Source organism: Mesorhizobium sp. M6A.T.Ce.TU.016.01.1.1 (assembly GCF_003997065.1).
Classification (GTDB): Bacteria; Pseudomonadota; Alphaproteobacteria; order Rhizobiales; family Rhizobiaceae; genus Mesorhizobium; species Mesorhizobium mediterraneum.
Window position 1 is genome coordinate 178,445 of the sequence record NZ_RZTJ01000008.1, and the last position, 15,282, is coordinate 193,726.

General features: G+C 62.3%; 15 protein-coding genes and 1 tRNA gene. 10 read left to right on the forward strand and 6 right to left on the reverse strand.

What is annotated here, in order from left to right; translation table 11 throughout:
* Window positions 1-281 precede the first annotated feature (281 nt).
* The 5 genes from EOC94_RS17400 (at window position 282) to EOC94_RS17425 (ending at window position 5,218) form a co-directional block, all read left to right on the forward strand.
* Window positions 282-1,769 carry a PAS domain S-box protein gene (locus EOC94_RS17400; RefSeq protein WP_245330103.1) on the forward strand — a complete coding sequence of 496 codons (1,488 nt, stop codon included), beginning with the start codon at window positions 282-284 and terminating at the stop codon, window positions 1,767-1,769.
* The gene (gene fixJ, locus EOC94_RS17405; protein ID WP_095488964.1) at window positions 1,759-2,373 is read left to right on the forward strand and encodes a response regulator FixJ; all 615 of its coding nucleotides are present in this window, start codon (window positions 1,759-1,761) and stop codon (window positions 2,371-2,373) included. Before EOC94_RS17400 ends, fixJ begins: the two co-directional genes overlap by 11 nt.
* 363 nt (window positions 2,374-2,736) lie before the next feature.
* Window positions 2,737-3,183: a pyridoxamine 5'-phosphate oxidase family protein gene (locus EOC94_RS17415; protein ID WP_127292075.1), complete on the forward strand. Its 447-nt coding sequence runs from the start codon at window positions 2,737-2,739 to the stop codon at window positions 3,181-3,183.
* Window positions 3,184-3,193: 10 nt separating this feature from the next.
* The gene (locus EOC94_RS17420) at window positions 3,194-4,444 is read left to right on the forward strand and encodes an MgtC/SapB family protein (protein WP_127292077.1); all 1,251 of its coding nucleotides are present in this window, start codon (window positions 3,194-3,196) and stop codon (window positions 4,442-4,444) included.
* 126 nt (window positions 4,445-4,570) lie between these two features.
* On the forward strand, window positions 4,571-5,218 hold the full coding sequence (locus EOC94_RS17425) for a helix-turn-helix domain-containing protein (protein ID WP_126105371.1): 648 nt from the start codon (window positions 4,571-4,573) through the stop codon (window positions 5,216-5,218).
* Between the two features lie 410 nt (window positions 5,219-5,628).
* Here EOC94_RS17425 and EOC94_RS17430 read toward each other — a convergent pair.
* Window positions 5,629-5,704 (reverse strand) — tRNA-Ile (locus EOC94_RS17430).
* A gap of 237 nt (window positions 5,705-5,941) precedes the next feature.
* Between EOC94_RS17430 and EOC94_RS17435 the strand changes: the two genes are divergently transcribed.
* Window positions 5,942-6,652, forward strand: coding sequence for an SIMPL domain-containing protein (locus tag EOC94_RS17435; protein ID WP_095488959.1), 711 nt, complete (start codon window positions 5,942-5,944; stop codon window positions 6,650-6,652).
* Window positions 6,653-6,948: 296 nt separating this feature from the next.
* On the opposite strand, the gene EOC94_RS17440 is transcribed toward EOC94_RS17435, so the two are convergent.
* Window positions 6,949-7,317 (reverse strand): hypothetical protein, encoded by a 369-nt coding sequence (locus tag EOC94_RS17440; protein WP_095488958.1) that lies wholly within the window; start codon window positions 7,315-7,317, stop codon window positions 6,949-6,951.
* 329 nt (window positions 7,318-7,646) lie between these two features.
* Window positions 7,647-8,093, reverse strand: a complete 447-nt coding sequence (locus tag EOC94_RS17445; protein ID WP_095489233.1) for a YcgN family cysteine cluster protein — start codon at window positions 8,091-8,093, stop codon at window positions 7,647-7,649.
* Between the two features lie 198 nt (window positions 8,094-8,291).
* Between EOC94_RS17445 and EOC94_RS17450 the strand changes: the two genes are divergently transcribed.
* A complete protein-coding gene (locus EOC94_RS17450) occupies window positions 8,292-10,502 on the forward strand; it encodes an OmpA family protein (RefSeq protein ID WP_127292080.1) in 2,211 nt (736 codons plus the stop codon).
* A 416-nt stretch (window positions 10,503-10,918) separates the two neighbouring features.
* Here the strand turns inward: EOC94_RS17450 and EOC94_RS17455 are convergent, their stop codons facing one another.
* Window positions 10,919-11,785, reverse strand: coding sequence for an NAD(P)-dependent oxidoreductase (locus EOC94_RS17455; protein ID WP_126105369.1), 867 nt, complete (start codon window positions 11,783-11,785; stop codon window positions 10,919-10,921).
* A 165-nt stretch (window positions 11,786-11,950) separates the two neighbouring features.
* Here EOC94_RS17455 and EOC94_RS17460 point away from each other — a divergent pair, with 165 nt between their 5' ends.
* Together EOC94_RS17460 and EOC94_RS17465 are read left to right on the forward strand one after the other, a co-directional pair.
* Window positions 11,951-12,217, forward strand: a complete 267-nt coding sequence (locus EOC94_RS17460) for a type II toxin-antitoxin system VapB family antitoxin (protein WP_127292082.1) — start codon at window positions 11,951-11,953, stop codon at window positions 12,215-12,217.
* Window positions 12,214-12,603: a type II toxin-antitoxin system VapC family toxin gene (locus tag EOC94_RS17465; RefSeq protein WP_095488954.1), complete on the forward strand. Its 390-nt coding sequence runs from the start codon at window positions 12,214-12,216 to the stop codon at window positions 12,601-12,603. The genes EOC94_RS17460 and EOC94_RS17465 overlap by 4 nt, the downstream gene beginning before the upstream one ends.
* 7 nt (window positions 12,604-12,610) lie before the next feature.
* Here the strand turns inward: EOC94_RS17465 and EOC94_RS17470 are convergent, their stop codons facing one another.
* Window positions 12,611-13,279, reverse strand: a complete 669-nt coding sequence (locus EOC94_RS17470) for a response regulator transcription factor (protein ID WP_127292085.1) — start codon at window positions 13,277-13,279, stop codon at window positions 12,611-12,613.
* An 8-nt stretch (window positions 13,280-13,287) separates the two neighbouring features.
* Window positions 13,288-14,160, reverse strand: coding sequence for a S1C family serine protease (locus tag EOC94_RS17475; protein ID WP_126105366.1), 873 nt, complete (start codon window positions 14,158-14,160; stop codon window positions 13,288-13,290).
* Between the two features lie 174 nt (window positions 14,161-14,334).
* Here EOC94_RS17475 and EOC94_RS17480 point away from each other — a divergent pair, with 174 nt between their 5' ends.
* Window positions 14,335-15,282: a trypsin-like peptidase domain-containing protein gene (locus EOC94_RS17480; protein ID WP_126105365.1), complete on the forward strand. Its 948-nt coding sequence runs from the start codon at window positions 14,335-14,337 to the stop codon at window positions 15,280-15,282.

Consider the following 15,282-nt stretch of genomic DNA (forward strand, 5'->3'; position numbering starts at 1 on the left):
CTTTCGCTGGAGCGCTTGAATGCGATAATGAAGTGCATCCGCCGGCACTCGACGCCTTGATGCGAGTCAAAAACGCTACCTACCCAATCGGCCGCGGCTCGCTGTTTTGATCGGTTTGCATTGCTGGAAGAGATGTGCAGCAAAGCGATGAATGATAACTAGACTGCGTTGCGGGTTCCCCGATCAAAGGACTTCATTTGGACGACAAACAAACACGTGACTTATCAACCGGCGCTCGCGGTGAAGGGCCGGCCACGGCCGATCACGACCGGCTCTCCCTGATGTTCGAGCAGGCCCCGGGGTTCATGACGTTGATGCGTGAGCCGGGTCATGTCTTCGAATTGACCAATGCCGCCTATCAGCGCCTGATCGGTGAACGGCAGGTTATTGGAAAGTCGGTACGCGAGGCCCTGCCCGAGCTTGAAGGCCAAGGCTTCTATGAACTGCTGGACCAGGCATACGCAACTGGTGAACCCTATATTGGCCGGGGGGTGAAAGTCGCTCTTCGCAACAAGGATGACGAGCCGACCGCTGAGCATATCCTCGATTTCGTCTATCAGCCGATCAAGGCCGACGATGGTCGCATCACGGCTATTTTTGTCGAAGGCACGGACGTCAGCGAGCTTTCCTATGCAAACGCCGCCCTTCGATTGCGCGAAGATCATTTGCGCTCGATCCTGGCGACGGTGCCCGACGCAATGGTCGTCATCGACGAACAAGGCCGTATTCAGTCCTTCAGCACGGCTGCCGAAACACTGTTCGGTTACCAGTCCAGCGAAGTCCTCGGTCAAAATGTCAGTCTGCTCATGCCGTCGCCCTATCGCGAAGAGCATGACGCCTATCTGCACCGCTACCTTACTACCGGAGAGCGCCGGATCATCGGGCTCGGCCGCACGGTGACGGGAATGCGCAAGGATGGCTCGACCTTTCCCATGGAACTTTCGGTTGGTGAGATGCATCCCGGGACCGGCCGCTTCTTTACCGGCTTCTGCCGCGACCTGACCGAACGCCACAAGGCGGAAGCCAGAATACAGGAGCAGCAGCAGGAGCTTCTCCATATGGCGCGGTTTACCGCGCTCGGCGAAATGGCCTCGACGTTGGCACATGAAATCAACCAGCCGCTCACGGCCATTACGAATTACCTCAAAGGCAGCCGGCGGCTTCTCGAAAAGAGCACGGAAGAGAACGCGCCGATGTTGAGGGAGGCCGTCGAAAAAGCAGCGGAACAGGCCTTGAGGGCCGGAGATGTCATTCGCCACCTTCGCGACTTCGTCGCGAGAGGCGAGAGCGAGCGGCAGATCGAACGTCTGCCGGCGCTGATCGAGGAAGCCGCTTCGCTGGCCCTGGTCGGCGCAAGGGAAATTGATGTCCGCGTCACCTACCAACTCGATCCTGCAGCCGAACTCGTCTTGACGGACCGCATCCAGATTCAACAGGTTTTGCTCAACCTGATGCGCAACGCGGTCGAGGCAATGCAAGGCGTCCCACGCCGCGAGTTGCACGTGACGACCGTTGCCAGGGATGACGGGATGGCCGAGGTGAGTGTGATCGACACTGGCACGGGCCTGGCGCCGGAGGTCTCGGCTCAGCTTTTCCAGCCATTTGTCACCACCAAAAAGCAGGGCATGGGCGTTGGCCTCTCCATTTGCCGCACTATCGTCGAATCGCACGGTGGTCACATCTGGGCCGAGGCAATGCCCGCTGGAGGAACCGCTTTCCGGTTTACCCTGCGCATCGTGCAGAAGGAAGAAGTCGCCAATGGCCAGTAACGATCTTGTGCATGTGGTCGACGACGACGTCGAGGTTCGCAAGTCGCTTGGTTTTCTTCTGGCGACGGCGGACTTCGCCGTGCGCCTATACGAATCGGCGTCGGCTTTTCTGGCCACAGCGACGGGCAATCTCGACGGCTGTATCGTGACGGACGTTCGCATGCCCGGCATTGACGGGATCGAGTTCCTGCGACAGCTCAGATCCCGCGGACATTCGATCCCGGTCATTGTCATGACCGGTCATGCCGATGTTGCGCTCGCCGTTCAGGCGATGAAAGAAGGTGCCGCCGATTTCATCGAAAAACCTTTCGACGACGTTATTCTGATCGATGCGATCCGCTCTGCGTTGGGCAACCGCAACCAAGTCCATGCAGCTCACCCTCAATCCGCCGAGATACGTGCTCGCTTGTCGACATTGTCGGAGCGGGAGAAGCAGGTGCTGGACGGGCTGGTGTCGGGCCTGCCCAACAAGACGATCGCCTACGATTTGGGGATCAGCCCACGAACAGTCGAGATCCACCGCGCCAATGTCATGAGCAAGATGAATGCAAGCAGCCTGTCGCATCTCGTGCGGATGGCACTGATTGTCGAATCTCAAGCCTAAGGGTGGTCGCTAAGGGCGTCGCTCTTGCCGGCCGCAACCCGCTCCGGCGCCCACTCTCTCCAATGGGTCGGACGGATGTCGATACGCGCACCGGTCGCGGCATTCTTCCAGCCCTCCGTCCCTCGTATGCAGGGAAATACGAGCGCATGCTCGCCATCCTCGTCGAAGACGGCCAGTTCGAGATTGCGACCAAACGGAGCGCTTAGGATTGGCTTCCACATCCGCCTAGGATGCGCAGAGACAGCAAGCGCGCCTTGATCTGGATCATTTTCCGGAGTCGCCGAATGCGCGACTATGCGCCTCGCCGCCTGCGAGCCGGGCCGAAAGCACCCAGCAGGCCGCGAGACGTAGGAGATCGCACCGATGCTGATCCGCACACTTTCCGCGCTGGAATGTACGAAATTGCTGACAGCAAATCGTGTAGGCCGCCTGGCGTGCGCGAAGGACGGGCAACCCTATGTCGTGCCGTTATACTATGCGCATGCAGACAACCATCTGTACGCGTTCTCGATGCCTGGCAAGAAGATCGACTGGATGCGAGCCAATCCGCTTGTGTGCGTCCAGGTCGACGAACACGGCCAAGGTCGAGGATGGAAAAGCGTTGTTATCGACGGCCGATACGAAGAGCTGCCTGATAGGGTCGGTCACAAGGCTGAGCGCGACCATGCATGGACTGTGCTAAGCAAATACGCGAACTGGTGGGAGCCAGGCGCCCTCAAACCCGTGATACCTCCGATTTCAGACAGCGCGCCGCATGTTTTCTTCCGAATCCTGATCCAGCAGGTGTCGGGCAGGGAAGCAGGCGAGTAAACTGCCGCCCATGGATCCACTCATCGCCCGGCTGGGACTGGCCTTGGCAATTGGCCTGCTCGTCGGACTGGAGCGTGGCTGGCGGGAGCGAGGCGCTCCCGACCGCAGCCGTACGGCTGGAATTCGCACTTTCGGCATATCCGGCTTGCTCGGCGGCATTCTCGCAGCTCTGGCGGAAGCGCTTGGCGCGGTTTCAGTGCTGGTGGGAGGATTTGTCGCCTTCGCCGCGATCTTTGCGTGGTACAAGGCGCGCGAGGCGGCTCATGACAAGGATTTCAGCGTTACGGCAGTGATCGCCGCGCTCGGCGTTTTCGCACTCGGCGCGCTATCGGTCGCCGGTGACTATCGTGTTGCCGCTGCCGGAGGGGCTGCACTTGCGGCGGTCCTTGCCAGTCGCGAGATCCTGCACGGGCTCTTGAAGCGACTGACCTGGATCGAACTGCGCTCGGCGCTGATCCTGGCGGTGATGACGGCGATCGTCTTGCCCTTACTGCCAAACCGGACGATGGATCCTTGGGGCGGCTTCAACCCCTGGGAAATCTGGTCCCTGACGGTGCTGATGGCATCGATTTCGTTCGCCGGCTACGTTGCCGTCCGCGTTCTCGGAACCACACGTGGTCTGCTTGTCAGCTCGCTCGTTGGTGCAATCGTTTCGTCCACAGCGGTGACCGCGGCGCTTGCCCGCAACGCCGCGTCAGCGGGCGACGCTCTGCCACTCGCCGGAGCAGCTTCGCTGGCTGCGATGGTTTCGGTGCTGCGTGTTTGTGCCGTGGTTCTGATCATCGAGCCAAGCGTGTTTACGTCGGTCGGTATCCCGGCCATTGCTGCTGCGCTTGTTTTCGCTGCCTGCGGCGCAATCCTGTTGATCCGCAGCGGCGGGGATAGCAAAAGTGGCGGGCTTGCGCGAAACCCATTCGAATTGGGTCCGCTGCTGCTCTTCGCTCTGCTCTTTGCAATCGTCGCAACTGCGAGTGCAGCGTTGGCAGCTCAATTTGGCGGGCGCGGCTTGCTGGCGACCTCGGCGCTAGCCGGTGCGTTCGATGTTGATGTCTCGGTGCTCGGTGCGTTGCGTCTGGTCAAGCAGTCGGTTCCCGCCGAGACGATCGGGCAGGCCGTGCTGGTGGCGCTGGCGGCAAACGCGATCGGCCGCCTGTCATTGGCGGTATCTGCCGGTCCGATCGGGTTCTGGTTGCCTTTGGCCGGTGCAACCCTGATAGCTGCCGCAGTTGGTTATTTCGCCATGGCGCTGTGTGGCGTCTGAGCCCATTCAGATTCTCCACCACGTCTGTGACTTGGCTCTAGGTAGTTCCCCGTAGGGACATAACCGAATTTCGCAGCCTGCGGATTCGGGCGATTGCTGTGACACGGATTAACCGGGGAAACAGCCATGCACGCCTACACGACCTCGCGAATCGCAGCACAGTCACGGACGCCTCAGCCGCACCCGTCGGAGGTATTCCATCCGGCACTGCTGCAGCCACTCAGCTTCTTCTCCGCTGGTGCCGAAATCTATGCTCAGGGGGAAAAGGCTGGGGCCTTCTACCAGGTCGAGTTTGGCGCCGTGCGCATCTATCGCCTGCTCGCCGACGGCCGCCGGCAGATCAGTGCTTTCCACCTGGCTGGAGAGACTTTCGGCTTCGAAGCCGGCACGACGCATCATTTCTTCGCCGAAGCGGTCAACGCCACTGGCATCCGCGTCTTTCGTCTTGCCGCTGGGGCTGACATGTCTGGTCAACTGCTGCCGTTGGCGCTCAAAGGCCTGACAAGAGCACAGGAACACCTCCTGGTTCTAGGTCGCCAGAACGCCACAGAGCGCGTCGCGGCGTTCCTGGTCGATATGGCGGAGCGCCAAGGGGATCTGCGCCAGGTCGAGCTGCCGATGTCTCGTATGGATATCGGCGACTATCTCGGCCTCACCATCGAGACCGTGTCGAGGGTTTTCACCAAGCTGAAGGAAAGAGGCGTCATTCGTTTGATTAACCTGCGTTGCGTCGAAATCGTTAAGCAGGACGCGCTGCACCTTATGAGTGAATGAGTCCAACTCTGGTTATAGCAAGGAAACGCGCGGCTATGGGGGGAGCGAATAGGCTTCGAGCAATACGACCCGGGCCCCTTGCCGTTCCCGGCGGACAAGCCACTTTGCAGCACCATCGGCGACTCGATCGGCCCGAGATCAGCCGAATGACGAGCGCTTTGGAGTCTTTTGAGCCTTCGGCCGAAGGCAGAACCGCCTAATTGCACGTCGTTACCGCCGATTGCCGCATGCATCGTTCCAAGGTCTTTTGAAACCAGGGGTCTGGAGCTAGGTGTGACGGGTGCCATCAACGAGACGGAGAAAATTGACGAACAGGCCCAAAACCATTTCCTTCAAAACTAGCGGACTTAACCGACAACGTTCAATTCGATCTCGAAGAATTAAGCGTAAGTAATTCATATTTAATATTTTGGTGGGCCCGGAGGGACTCGAACCCCCAACCAAGCGGTTATGAGCCGCCGGCTCTAACCATTGAGCTACAGGCCCCACACGCGGCTGGATTAATGTTTTTCCCCGAGCCGCACAAGGCTTTCCTAACTGGCTGGCCGAGATCGCCCAAATCAGCCCATATTCAGACATTAGAGCGACGTGCGTCCACTTAGACGCACAAAGTACGCTCTAACGCTTTGAATCTACGCATCGTGCTTTCCGAAATCGATTCCGATTTTCGGGCCGACGCGGTAGTCGACAAGCGCGACTGGATCGCAGACCGAGGAGATTTTTATGACCAGACATCTTTTGCCCTTGGCGCTCGCCGCCGCAATCGCTTTTCCGGCGATGGCCGGCGCGGCCGATTCGCCGCCCCCGCCCCGCATCATCGTCACCGGCGAAGGCGAAGCGACCGCGGCCCCCGATCTGGCGCTGCTGACGCTCAGCGTCATGCGCGAAGCCAAGACCGCGCGCGCCGCGCTCGATGCCAACAACGACGCCATGGCATCCGTGATCGCAGCTATGAAGTCGGCTGGCATCAAGGAGCGCGACCTGCAGACAGCCGGCATCCAGATCAGCCCGCGCTACAACTATACCAACAAGCCGGACGGCAGCCAGGAAGCCGAACTCATCGCCTACCAGGTGACCAACACACTTTCGGTGCGTATCCGCGACATCGACAAAACAGGCGAGATTCTCGACAAGGCGGTATCGCTCGGCGTCAACCAGGGCGGCGGCATCTCGTTTTCCAACGAGAACCCGGCTGCCACCGTCGCCGAAGCCCGCAAAAAAGCGGTCGCCGACGCCATGGCCAAGGCCAAGACGCTGGCCGAAGCCGCCGGCGTCAACGTCGGGCGCGTGCTGGAAATCACCGACCAGAACGTCGCGCCGCCGCCGATACCGATGAACGCCAAGGCCTTCGACGCGGCCCGCGCATCGGTTCCGGTGGAGGCCGGCGAGAATTCCTACACGGTGCAGGTCACCGTCACTTTCGAGTTGAAGTGACCGTCGCCTGAAGGTCCGGCCCGTAGTTCAGCGTTGCTGAAGCGCGGGCAACCGGCAACATCGATCCTACTGCATCAAAAAACCCCGGAGGACTGATCCTCCGGGGTTTTTTCGAGCCGCACCCTTCCGTCTCAGCGGAAAGGGGCTCTGCTACTCCAGACCGACCTTCGCAGACGGTCATGTCCAAGCTGATCTTCGCAGAAGATCATGCTTCTGAGCTGATCCTTTCCGAAGCGGATTCGGAAAGATCATCCTTAAACAAGACCGCCGTTGCCGGTCGGCAACGTGCCGAACACTTACCGGTAGATAACTGGGCAGCCGCGCTCGTTGGCGAACACGATCACCACCCGATCGCCATACTGACGGCCCGCGACCTTGACCGTACGGCGGTTGACGTCGATGATGCGGGCGCGGCGCAGGCCCATGCGCTCGGCTTTGTTGACAGCGCGCTCCGGCGAGCAGGACCGGCGCCAGTAGCGGTCGCGGTCACGGCGGCGTTCGCGGTAGAAACCATCGTCGTCGCCGGTATAGACGCCGACGCGCGGATCGTCGTTATTGCCGAAGCCGAGATAGATGCTATCTGCATGAGCAGTGGCGGGGATAGCGGCAAGCGTGCCGAGGCTGATAAGCGCCGAAAGGGTCGCCGTCTTGATCGTGTTGAACATTGTCTTCTCTCCTTGTTCAGGGCTTCCGCCCGTCTGATCGAACCAATGGGCCGAGAACCAATACGCCTTGGTCGAACCGATGGGGAGGAGAATGCGCCTGCGTATCTGAACTTTTTACGAACCGGCCGTTCATTTCGGGTTCATGTGGCAACAAGAAATCGTTGCGCAGTCTTCTCCGCAATCCGGCTCTGAATCCTGGCCGGTTCTGAATTATCTGGCCGGTTCTGAACCATTTGGCCGGTTCTGAACTGAACTATTTGGCCGGTTCTGAACCATCTCGACAGAAACGCCCTGTCGCGCAGCCGGTTCCGGGACTTAAGGCCCGGAACCTAGGGCTCATCGTCCAGCATGTGCTCGAAATAGTCGTCCGGCTCGGCAAGATCGGTCTCGCTGGCGCTGACGCGGCCGCGCATCGAAATGCCGGCCTCATGCACCGTCTCGGCACTTCCCGACACCAGCCTGTGCCACCAGTAGAGATCGTGGCCCTCGGCGACCAGCCGGTAGGCGCAGGTTTTGGGCAGCCAGCTGATGGTGCGTACATTCTGCGGCGTCAGCCCGACGCAGTCCGGGACCCGCGCCAGCCGGTTGGCGTAGTCCGAGCAGCGGCAAGTTTCGGCATCGAACAGCCGGCAGCCGACGCTCGTCCAGTAGATCTCGCCGCTGTCTTCGTCCTCGAGTTTCGACAGGCAGCATTTGCCACAGCCGTCGCAAAGCGATTCCCACTCGGCCGGCGTCATCGCTTCGAGCGACTTGGTTTTCCAAAACGGCGTTTCCATCGACGGGATGTGGCCCCCACTGGCGTCAAGGTCAAGCACCGCAACAGGCGCAAACCCTGCAGCACCATAGGAATGACACGAAGTCGCCTTCAAAACGCCGGCCAATCGCCCTTCGCGGCCGTTAATGCCCGCTAACCGGAACCAATCCGGTTGATGAACAGTTTGGGCCGGGATGGGACGCCAAAAGGAGGATTTCTAATGAAACGCCAACCACGGATTCTGGCAGGCACGGCACTTGGCCTGTTGATGGCGTCCGCGCCGTTGGGCGCATTCCCGCTGCAAGGCAACGCCGCGTTCGGCCCGCCGCAGCGTGCCGCAACGCCGTTGATCCTGGCGCAATCGAATTGCCCCGAAGGCGAGTCGGCGGAAGGCTGCGCACAGCAGGCGGAACCGGAGCAGAGGCCTCGCAAGAAGCGCGAGCGGCAGAGCGAATCAGCTCCCATGGAGCAGGCGGCGCCTTCCGGGGACGAGCAAGAGGGCAATCAACGCAGAAAGAAGCGCGACCGGCAGCAGCAGATTGAAGCCGCCCCCGCCGAACAGGCCGCCCCGGCCGAAGAGCAAAAACCGCGCAGAAAGAGGCGCGACCAACAGCAGATCGAAGCAGCACCGGCCGATCAGCCAGCCGAACAACTCCAGCCGCGCAGAAAGAAGCGCGACCGGCAGATCGAAGCACCACCGGCCGAGCAGCCAGCAGAACAGGCGGCGCCTGCGAGCGACGAACAGCAGCCCAAGCCGCGCAGAAAGAAGCGCGACCGGCAACAGCAGATTGAAGCCGCACCCGCCGAACAGCCAGCCGAACAGGCCGCGCCTGCGCCTGCGAACGACGAACAGCAGCCCAAGCCACGCAGGAAGAAGCGCGACCAGCAACAGCAGATTGAGGCCGCACCCGCCGAAGAGCCCGCCGGGCAGGCGGCGCCTCGCGAAAAGGCCGCACCTGCAAATGACAACGAGCAGGTCACGCCGCGCAGGAAGAAGCTGGACCAGGATCAGCAGATCGAAGCAGCGCCATCCGAACAGCCGGCCAAGAAGGAAACACCCGCCGGCGAGCCTGCCCCGCAGGCCGAGCCGCTTCCCACTCCAACCGACCGGCAAGCGGCTCCTGCCGAGGGCGAACAGCCTTTGGACCAAGCCAGAAAGCGTAGCAAGAAGCCTATCGGCGAACCGCCGGTGACGGGAGAGCAGCCCACAACCGGCGAGCAGCCCGCCGAGGGCGAACAGGCCGCGCCCGCCGAAGGGGAAGGTCCGGCCCAGGGCGAGGCTCCCGTGTTCGACAGCCAGAAGGATGCCGTGCGCAAGCGCAGAGGCGGCAGGAACAACGCGCAAGAGACGGGCGGCCAGGACGCGGGCGGTCAGCCCACCCAGCAGAACGGCGAGCAGGCGGAAGCCCCGAAGCCGGCTCCCGTCGACCAGGGACCGCCGCCCACCGACGACAGGGCGGCCCAGCAGGAGCTCAAGCTTGAGAGGATGGTTCCGGTGACGGAGGAAAAGGGCAAACGCGTTGAGCGTGCGCCCGACGATGAGGACATTCGCCGCCGTCCACGCCCGCGCGGGGTCGACGTCGTCAGGGAACTCGGCGACCGCGTTATCCTCCAGTTCGACAACCAGACGATCGTGGAAAGCGACGATGCCCCGCGCATGCACCGTGGCGCGAGGAACGTCTACTATGAGGAGCTGTCGGGCGATCGCACCCGGGAAATCGTCGAGCGTGACAATGGAATCCAGATCGTCACCATCCGCAACCGCTACGGCGACGTCATCCAGCGTTCACGCATCGCGCCCGACGGACGCGAATATGTGCTGAGCTATGTCGACGAGCGGTACTATGACGACGATAGCGACTGGCGCGATCCGGGCGACGACCTGCCGCCGATTCGGATCGACATTCCGCGCGAGGAGTACATTTTGGACGCCGAAGACATCGAGGATCCGGGCGACTACTATACCTTCCTCGAACAGCCGCCTGTGGAGCGGGTGCAGCGCCTCTACTCGATCGACGAGGTCAAGCGCTCGGCCCGCGTGCGCGACATCGCCCGCCGCATCGACCTCGACACGCTGAACTTCGAATTCGGCTCAGCCTCGATCCCCGAAACCGAGGTGCAGAAACTGGAAGGCGTCGCCAGCGCGATGGAGAAGCTGCTCGAGAAGAACCCGGCAGAAACCTTCCTGATCGAAGGCCATACCGATGCCGTCGGCAGGCCGGAGGCGAACCTCGCTCTATCCGACCGTCGCGCGGAGGCTGTCGCCGAAGCCTTAACCAATGCCTTCAGCATCCCGCCGGAGAACCTGACGACACAGGGCTATGGCGAGGAGTATCTCAAGGTCAACACGTCGGAGCCTAATCGCGAGAACCGTCGCGTCGCCATCCGCCGCATCACCTCGCTGGTGGCGCCGGTCGCTAGCGCGAATTAGGCCATGGTCCCTAAAAGTGGAAACCGGTTTTCGGAAAGACCATGGCCAACTTTAAAGCAACGATTCCAGAAACCTGAACTGGTTTCTGGAATCTATACGGGAAGACGTAGCCCACCCCGGTTTCACCGGGATGGGCGATTTCCGGGAATGAGCCGAGGGTAAAGGAGAATGTAGGTCGCGATTTTGACCAGGGATTGAATCGCGAGGTCGTCCACCCCAGATTCTGTATAGGGCTTCCCTGCCCTGTCCCGACTCCAGCGGGACACATGAGCCCCGCCGGTGTCCCCTCCCCGGCGGGGTTTTCGTTTCGGGCTCGGTGTTGAACTGAAGCCTTGCGAGGCCCAGATAATTCCTCACGGTGGCCCTCCGCCTCAAAGCCAACAAGGCCGAGGAGTGAGAGCGGCGCCCGGTGCCCGTCAGTAGATACTTTTGATGTTGGTTTCCGAATTGGCAAACACCTCGTCGGGCACGAAGAAGTCACCGGCGAGCGGACCTGTCGCATCAGGCGCATAGATCGAAAAATCGCTGACGCCTTCGGCGCGCAGCACCTCCTCGTCGATGTAGAAATTGCCGGTCGCCTCGCGCGACGGCCTAAGCAGGATCGCATGCGCGGCATCGGCCATGATGTCGGGCGAACGGCTCATCGCTGCCACCGTCGCCCCGCCCAGGAGATTGCGCACCGCTGCCGTATCGATCGTCGAGATCGGCCACAGCGAATTGACGGCGATGCCGTCCCGAGCGAACTCCGCGCTCATGCCCAGCGTGCACATGGACATGCCGAATTTGGCCATCGTATAGGCGACATGGTTCTTGAACCATTTGGCCTTCACGTCGAGCGGCGGCGCCAGATTCAAGATGTGAGGATTGGCAGCCAACTTCAGGTGCGGAATGCACATTTTGGAAACCAGAAACGTGCCGCGCGTGTTGATCTGGTGCATCAGATCGTAGCGCTTCATGTCGGTTTCCAGCGTGCCGGTAAGCTGGATGGCGCTGGCATTGTTAATGCAGATGTCGATGCCGCCGAATTTTTCGACGGTCCGGGCGACCGCCTCGGCCACCTGCTCCTCCTCGCGTATGTCGCATAATGCCGGCAGCGCCTTGCCACCGGCCTGCTCGATCTCTTGCGCCGCCGTATAGATGGTGCCCGGCAGCTTCGGGTGCGGTTCGGCGGTCTTGGCCGCGATCGTTACATTGGCGCCGTCGCGCGCAGCGCGCAGCGCGATCGCCAGCCCGATGCCGCGCGACCCGCCGGAGATGAACAGCGTCTTTCCCTTGAGTGACATATCCTTCCGCCTCCCTTGCAAATCTGTTGGTAGCGATCCTTGCCCGCGCCGTCGCAGGATACAAGAGCGGGGAGCATCGAGGGATGGTGACGCTGCGGAGGCGCGACGAATCCATGGACTCAACAGCGGAGAGTATATATTCTGTAAAAAGAGGTGGAATATAGAATGGCCCTGTCGATCAAGAACACGGAAGTCGAGCAATTGGCGCGGGAACTTGCCCGCCGCCGTCGCGTGTCGGTGACGGAAGCGATCCGCCAAAGCCTCGAGCGCGAACTTGCGCGCGAGCGGCTTGTGCCGCGCGACGAGGCCGACGACCTTTTTCAGCGATTGATGGCGATTTCCGACAGTGCGGGAAAAATCCCCAAACGAGAAAATGCAATGACCGACGACGAAGTCCTCGGTTACGACGAGTTCGGGATCCCGACGAAATGATCATCGATTCCTCGGCCCTTGTCGCCGTTCTGCGCGCGGAGCCTGATCACGAGCGTTTCGTGCTGGCCATCGCACAGGCCAAAAGGCGGCTGTTGGCCGCACCAACGTTTCTTGAAACGACGATGGTTCTCGCCGGCGGCTGGCAGGATGAAATTCTTGATCGCCTCGACTCCTTCCTGCGCGTGGCCTCGATCGAGACGATCGCCTTCACCGCCGACCACGCAGCCGTCGCCCGTCAGGCCTTTCTGCGCTATGGCAAGGGCCGGCATCCGGCCGCTCTCAACTTCGGCGACTGCATCTCCTATGCCACGGCTCGCCTCGAAGCCATGCCGTTGCTGTTCAAAGGCGACGATTTCCGGCTGACGGATATCGAACCGGCTGTGTAGTCCATCGTCACACCAGCACCAAGCCTTGCCGCATGGCGATGGCGATCGCGTCGGTGCGGTTGGCTGCACCGAGCTTGATCAGGATCGCCGCGACGTGGAACTTCGCCGTATGCACGGAGATATTCAAGCGCCGCGCGATCACCTTGTTGGGCGCGCCCTCGGCCAGCAGTGCCAGCACTTCGCTCTCGCGCGGAGAAAGCGCCGGCCTGGCGGCTCCATCGTCGACCGGCTCTTCGTCCAACGGGTCGCCGTCATGGAAGGCGAAATCATCATCATGCCGGCCAGGCACGCGGCGGCCGCCGCCTGAAATCCTGTAACCCGCAGCGGCAAGCCGGACGGCAGCGGCAACCAACAGGTCGTCAGCCGCCGGCGGCAGGACGGCGAAAAGATTGTCGTCTGGCGGCTCGTGGCCGGTCTGGCGGGACAGCAGCACCCGAGGTATGGCGGGATCGATGGCCAGGCCTTGCAGGTTCCGCTCGTCGACGACAGCGACGTCCGCTCGCTCGCCGCCATCGCTGCTGCCGGCCGTGACAGGCAGCAGATCCCCGCTCGCGGCGAGCGCGGAAGACAGGTGCTCGGCATGCGCCGCATCGCCAAGCGCGATCAGCACGGTTAGCCGCCGCTCCGCCACCACGCCATCCGCGGTCCTGTCCCTTATGATCGCCTCAACAGCCATCGATCCTCTCAGCTCAGCGGCTTTTCGCCGATGGTCAGCACGACATCGCGCTGTTCGCCGCCGCGCACCACGCCGAGCGTCACCGACGCGCCGGCGCTGTCCGGCCCGAGCCTGCGGATCAGCTCGCGCGGACCATGCACCGCCTCGCCGTTCCACGACACGATGATGTCGCCGAGATGCAGGCCGGCGGCTTTTGCCGGGCCATTGTCGTCGAGGCTCATCACCATGGCGCCATGCGAGTCGCCGCTGCGGATCGGGTGCAGGCCGGCGCCGAGATAGCCGCGCGCGACATGGCCCTTCTCGCGCAGCGTCGCAACTGCCCGTTCGATCGTCTCGTAAGGCATGACCAACGCCCGCCGGCGCGGCCCGAACAGGAGCATGCCGATCAGTGCGCCCTTGGCGTCGAGCACCGGGCCGCCCTCGAAACGGCCGCCGGCATTGACGGCCAGATTGATGCGCCGGTCGATCGTGCCGCCGCGCATTGAGCGCCAGGCCGGACCGACCTCACCGACCGTGCCGAATGCGGCGAGCGTCGCACCGTCGCTATTGCCGACCGCGATGGCCAGATTACCCGGCCGCACCGAGCCTGCCTTGGCCAACGGCGGCACGTCCGGCGCGCCGGTCGGCTTCAGAAGTGTGGTGCCAGTGGACGGATCGCGGCCGACCAGCTCAACCTTCACCTTGTCGCCCGAAAAAAGCGTCAGCTCGATCTCTTCGCCGGCCTCCACCGCTTCCTCGGCGGTGACAAAATAGCCGTCGCGCCAATGGAAGGCGGTCGCCGTGCGATGCTGATGCGTGGCGAAGCTCGCCGTCACCGGCGCCGCTGCGGCGGCGATATCGGCGATGGCGTCGGAAAATGCGCTCAGATTGAAGTCGCTCATGATGGTCTCCTGGGTTTTTTTCATCCCCCAGATATCGCTTGGCAGCGCATTCGCCGGTACTCGCCTGACGGCTAGTTGGGTGTTGGACTGGCCATCTGGTCAGGTCGCGACCGATCCGGCCGCTCCGCACATATAGGCATCCTTCATCTTGCTCTAAAGACACGGAGCCCTGCCATGTCCCTCCCCGCCCAGCAATTGCAATTCGACGATGCGCTGCTCGATGATTATTCGGCAACGGTTGCCGATGCTGTGGACCGCATCGGCCCCGCCGTCTGCCGTATCGAACGCATCGGTGGTGCCGGCGGCCAAGGCTCCGGCTTCGTTATCACGCCCGACGGGCTGGTCGTCACCAACTTCCACGTGGTCGGCGATGCCCGCACCGTCCGCGTCACCATGCCGGACGGTGCATCCAGGGAAGGCCGTGTTCTCGGCCGCGACCCCGATACCGACATCGCGCTGGTGCGTGCCGACGGCAGCTTTGCCGACATCGCGCCGCTCGGCGATTCCAAGCGCCTGCGGCGCGGCCAGATCGCCATTGCCATCGGCAACCCGCTCGGCTTCGAATGGACCGTCACATCAGGCGTCGTCTCGGCGCTCGGCCGCTCGATGCGTGCCTCCACCGGCCGGCTGATCGACGACGTCATCCAGACCGACGCAGCACTCAACCCCGGCAACTCAGGCGGACCGCTGGTGTCGTCGGCGGGCGAGGTCATCGGCGTCAACACCGCCATGATCCATGGCGCGCAAGGCATCGCCTTCGCGGTTGCCTCCAACACCGCCAATTTCGTCATTTCGGAGATCATCCGCTTCGGCCGCGTGCGCCGCGCCTTCATCGGTGTCTCGGCAGATACGACAAACCTGCCGCGCCGCGCCGCCCTTCTGTCGCAAGTGTCGAGCAGCACGGCCGTGCGCCTGCGCAGCGTCGAGGCGAACAGCCCGGCGGCCAAGGCCGGCCTCAGGGAAGGCGACATCATCGCCGCCATCGACGGCCGCCCGGTCACCGGCGTTGACGATCTGGTGCGCATCCTCGATGCCGAGCGCATCGGCCGCGAAACGCTGTGCACGGTGGTGCGCCGCTCCGGCATCACTCAGGTCACGGTGATGCCGGTGGCGCGAAACTGA

Bases quoted from the DNA above. Each gene is read 5' to 3' on its own strand.
- EOC94_RS17415 (WP_127292075.1), top strand. From the start codon at position 2,737: ATGCTGATCCGCACACTTTCCGCGCTGGAATGTACGAAATTGCTGACA.
- EOC94_RS17480 (WP_126105365.1), top strand. From the start codon at position 14,335: ATGTCCCTCCCCGCCCAGCAATTGCAATTCGACGATGCGCTGCTCGAT.
- EOC94_RS17440 (WP_095488958.1), bottom strand. From the start codon at position 7,317: ATGTTCAACACGATCAAGACGGCGACCCTTTCGGCGCTTATCAGCCTC.
- EOC94_RS17420 (WP_127292077.1), top strand. From the start codon at position 3,194: ATGGATCCACTCATCGCCCGGCTGGGACTGGCCTTGGCAATTGGCCTG.
- EOC94_RS17400 (WP_245330103.1), top strand. From the start codon at position 282: ATGTTCGAGCAGGCCCCGGGGTTCATGACGTTGATGCGTGAGCCGGGT.
- EOC94_RS17445 (WP_095489233.1), bottom strand. From the start codon at position 8,093: ATGGAAACGCCGTTTTGGAAAACCAAGTCGCTCGAAGCGATGACGCCG.
- EOC94_RS17450 (WP_127292080.1), top strand. From the start codon at position 8,292: ATGAAACGCCAACCACGGATTCTGGCAGGCACGGCACTTGGCCTGTTG.
- EOC94_RS17455 (WP_126105369.1), bottom strand. From the start codon at position 11,785: ATGTCACTCAAGGGAAAGACGCTGTTCATCTCCGGCGGGTCGCGCGGC.
- fixJ (WP_095488964.1), top strand. From the start codon at position 1,759: ATGGCCAGTAACGATCTTGTGCATGTGGTCGACGACGACGTCGAGGTT.
- EOC94_RS17475 (WP_126105366.1), bottom strand. From the start codon at position 14,160: ATGAGCGACTTCAATCTGAGCGCATTTTCCGACGCCATCGCCGATATC.
- EOC94_RS17435 (WP_095488959.1), top strand. From the start codon at position 5,942: ATGACCAGACATCTTTTGCCCTTGGCGCTCGCCGCCGCAATCGCTTTT.
- EOC94_RS17465 (WP_095488954.1), top strand. From the start codon at position 12,214: ATGATCATCGATTCCTCGGCCCTTGTCGCCGTTCTGCGCGCGGAGCCT.
- EOC94_RS17460 (WP_127292082.1), top strand. From the start codon at position 11,951: ATGGCCCTGTCGATCAAGAACACGGAAGTCGAGCAATTGGCGCGGGAA.
- EOC94_RS17425 (WP_126105371.1), top strand. From the start codon at position 4,571: ATGCACGCCTACACGACCTCGCGAATCGCAGCACAGTCACGGACGCCT.
- EOC94_RS17470 (WP_127292085.1), bottom strand. From the start codon at position 13,279: ATGGCTGTTGAGGCGATCATAAGGGACAGGACCGCGGATGGCGTGGTG.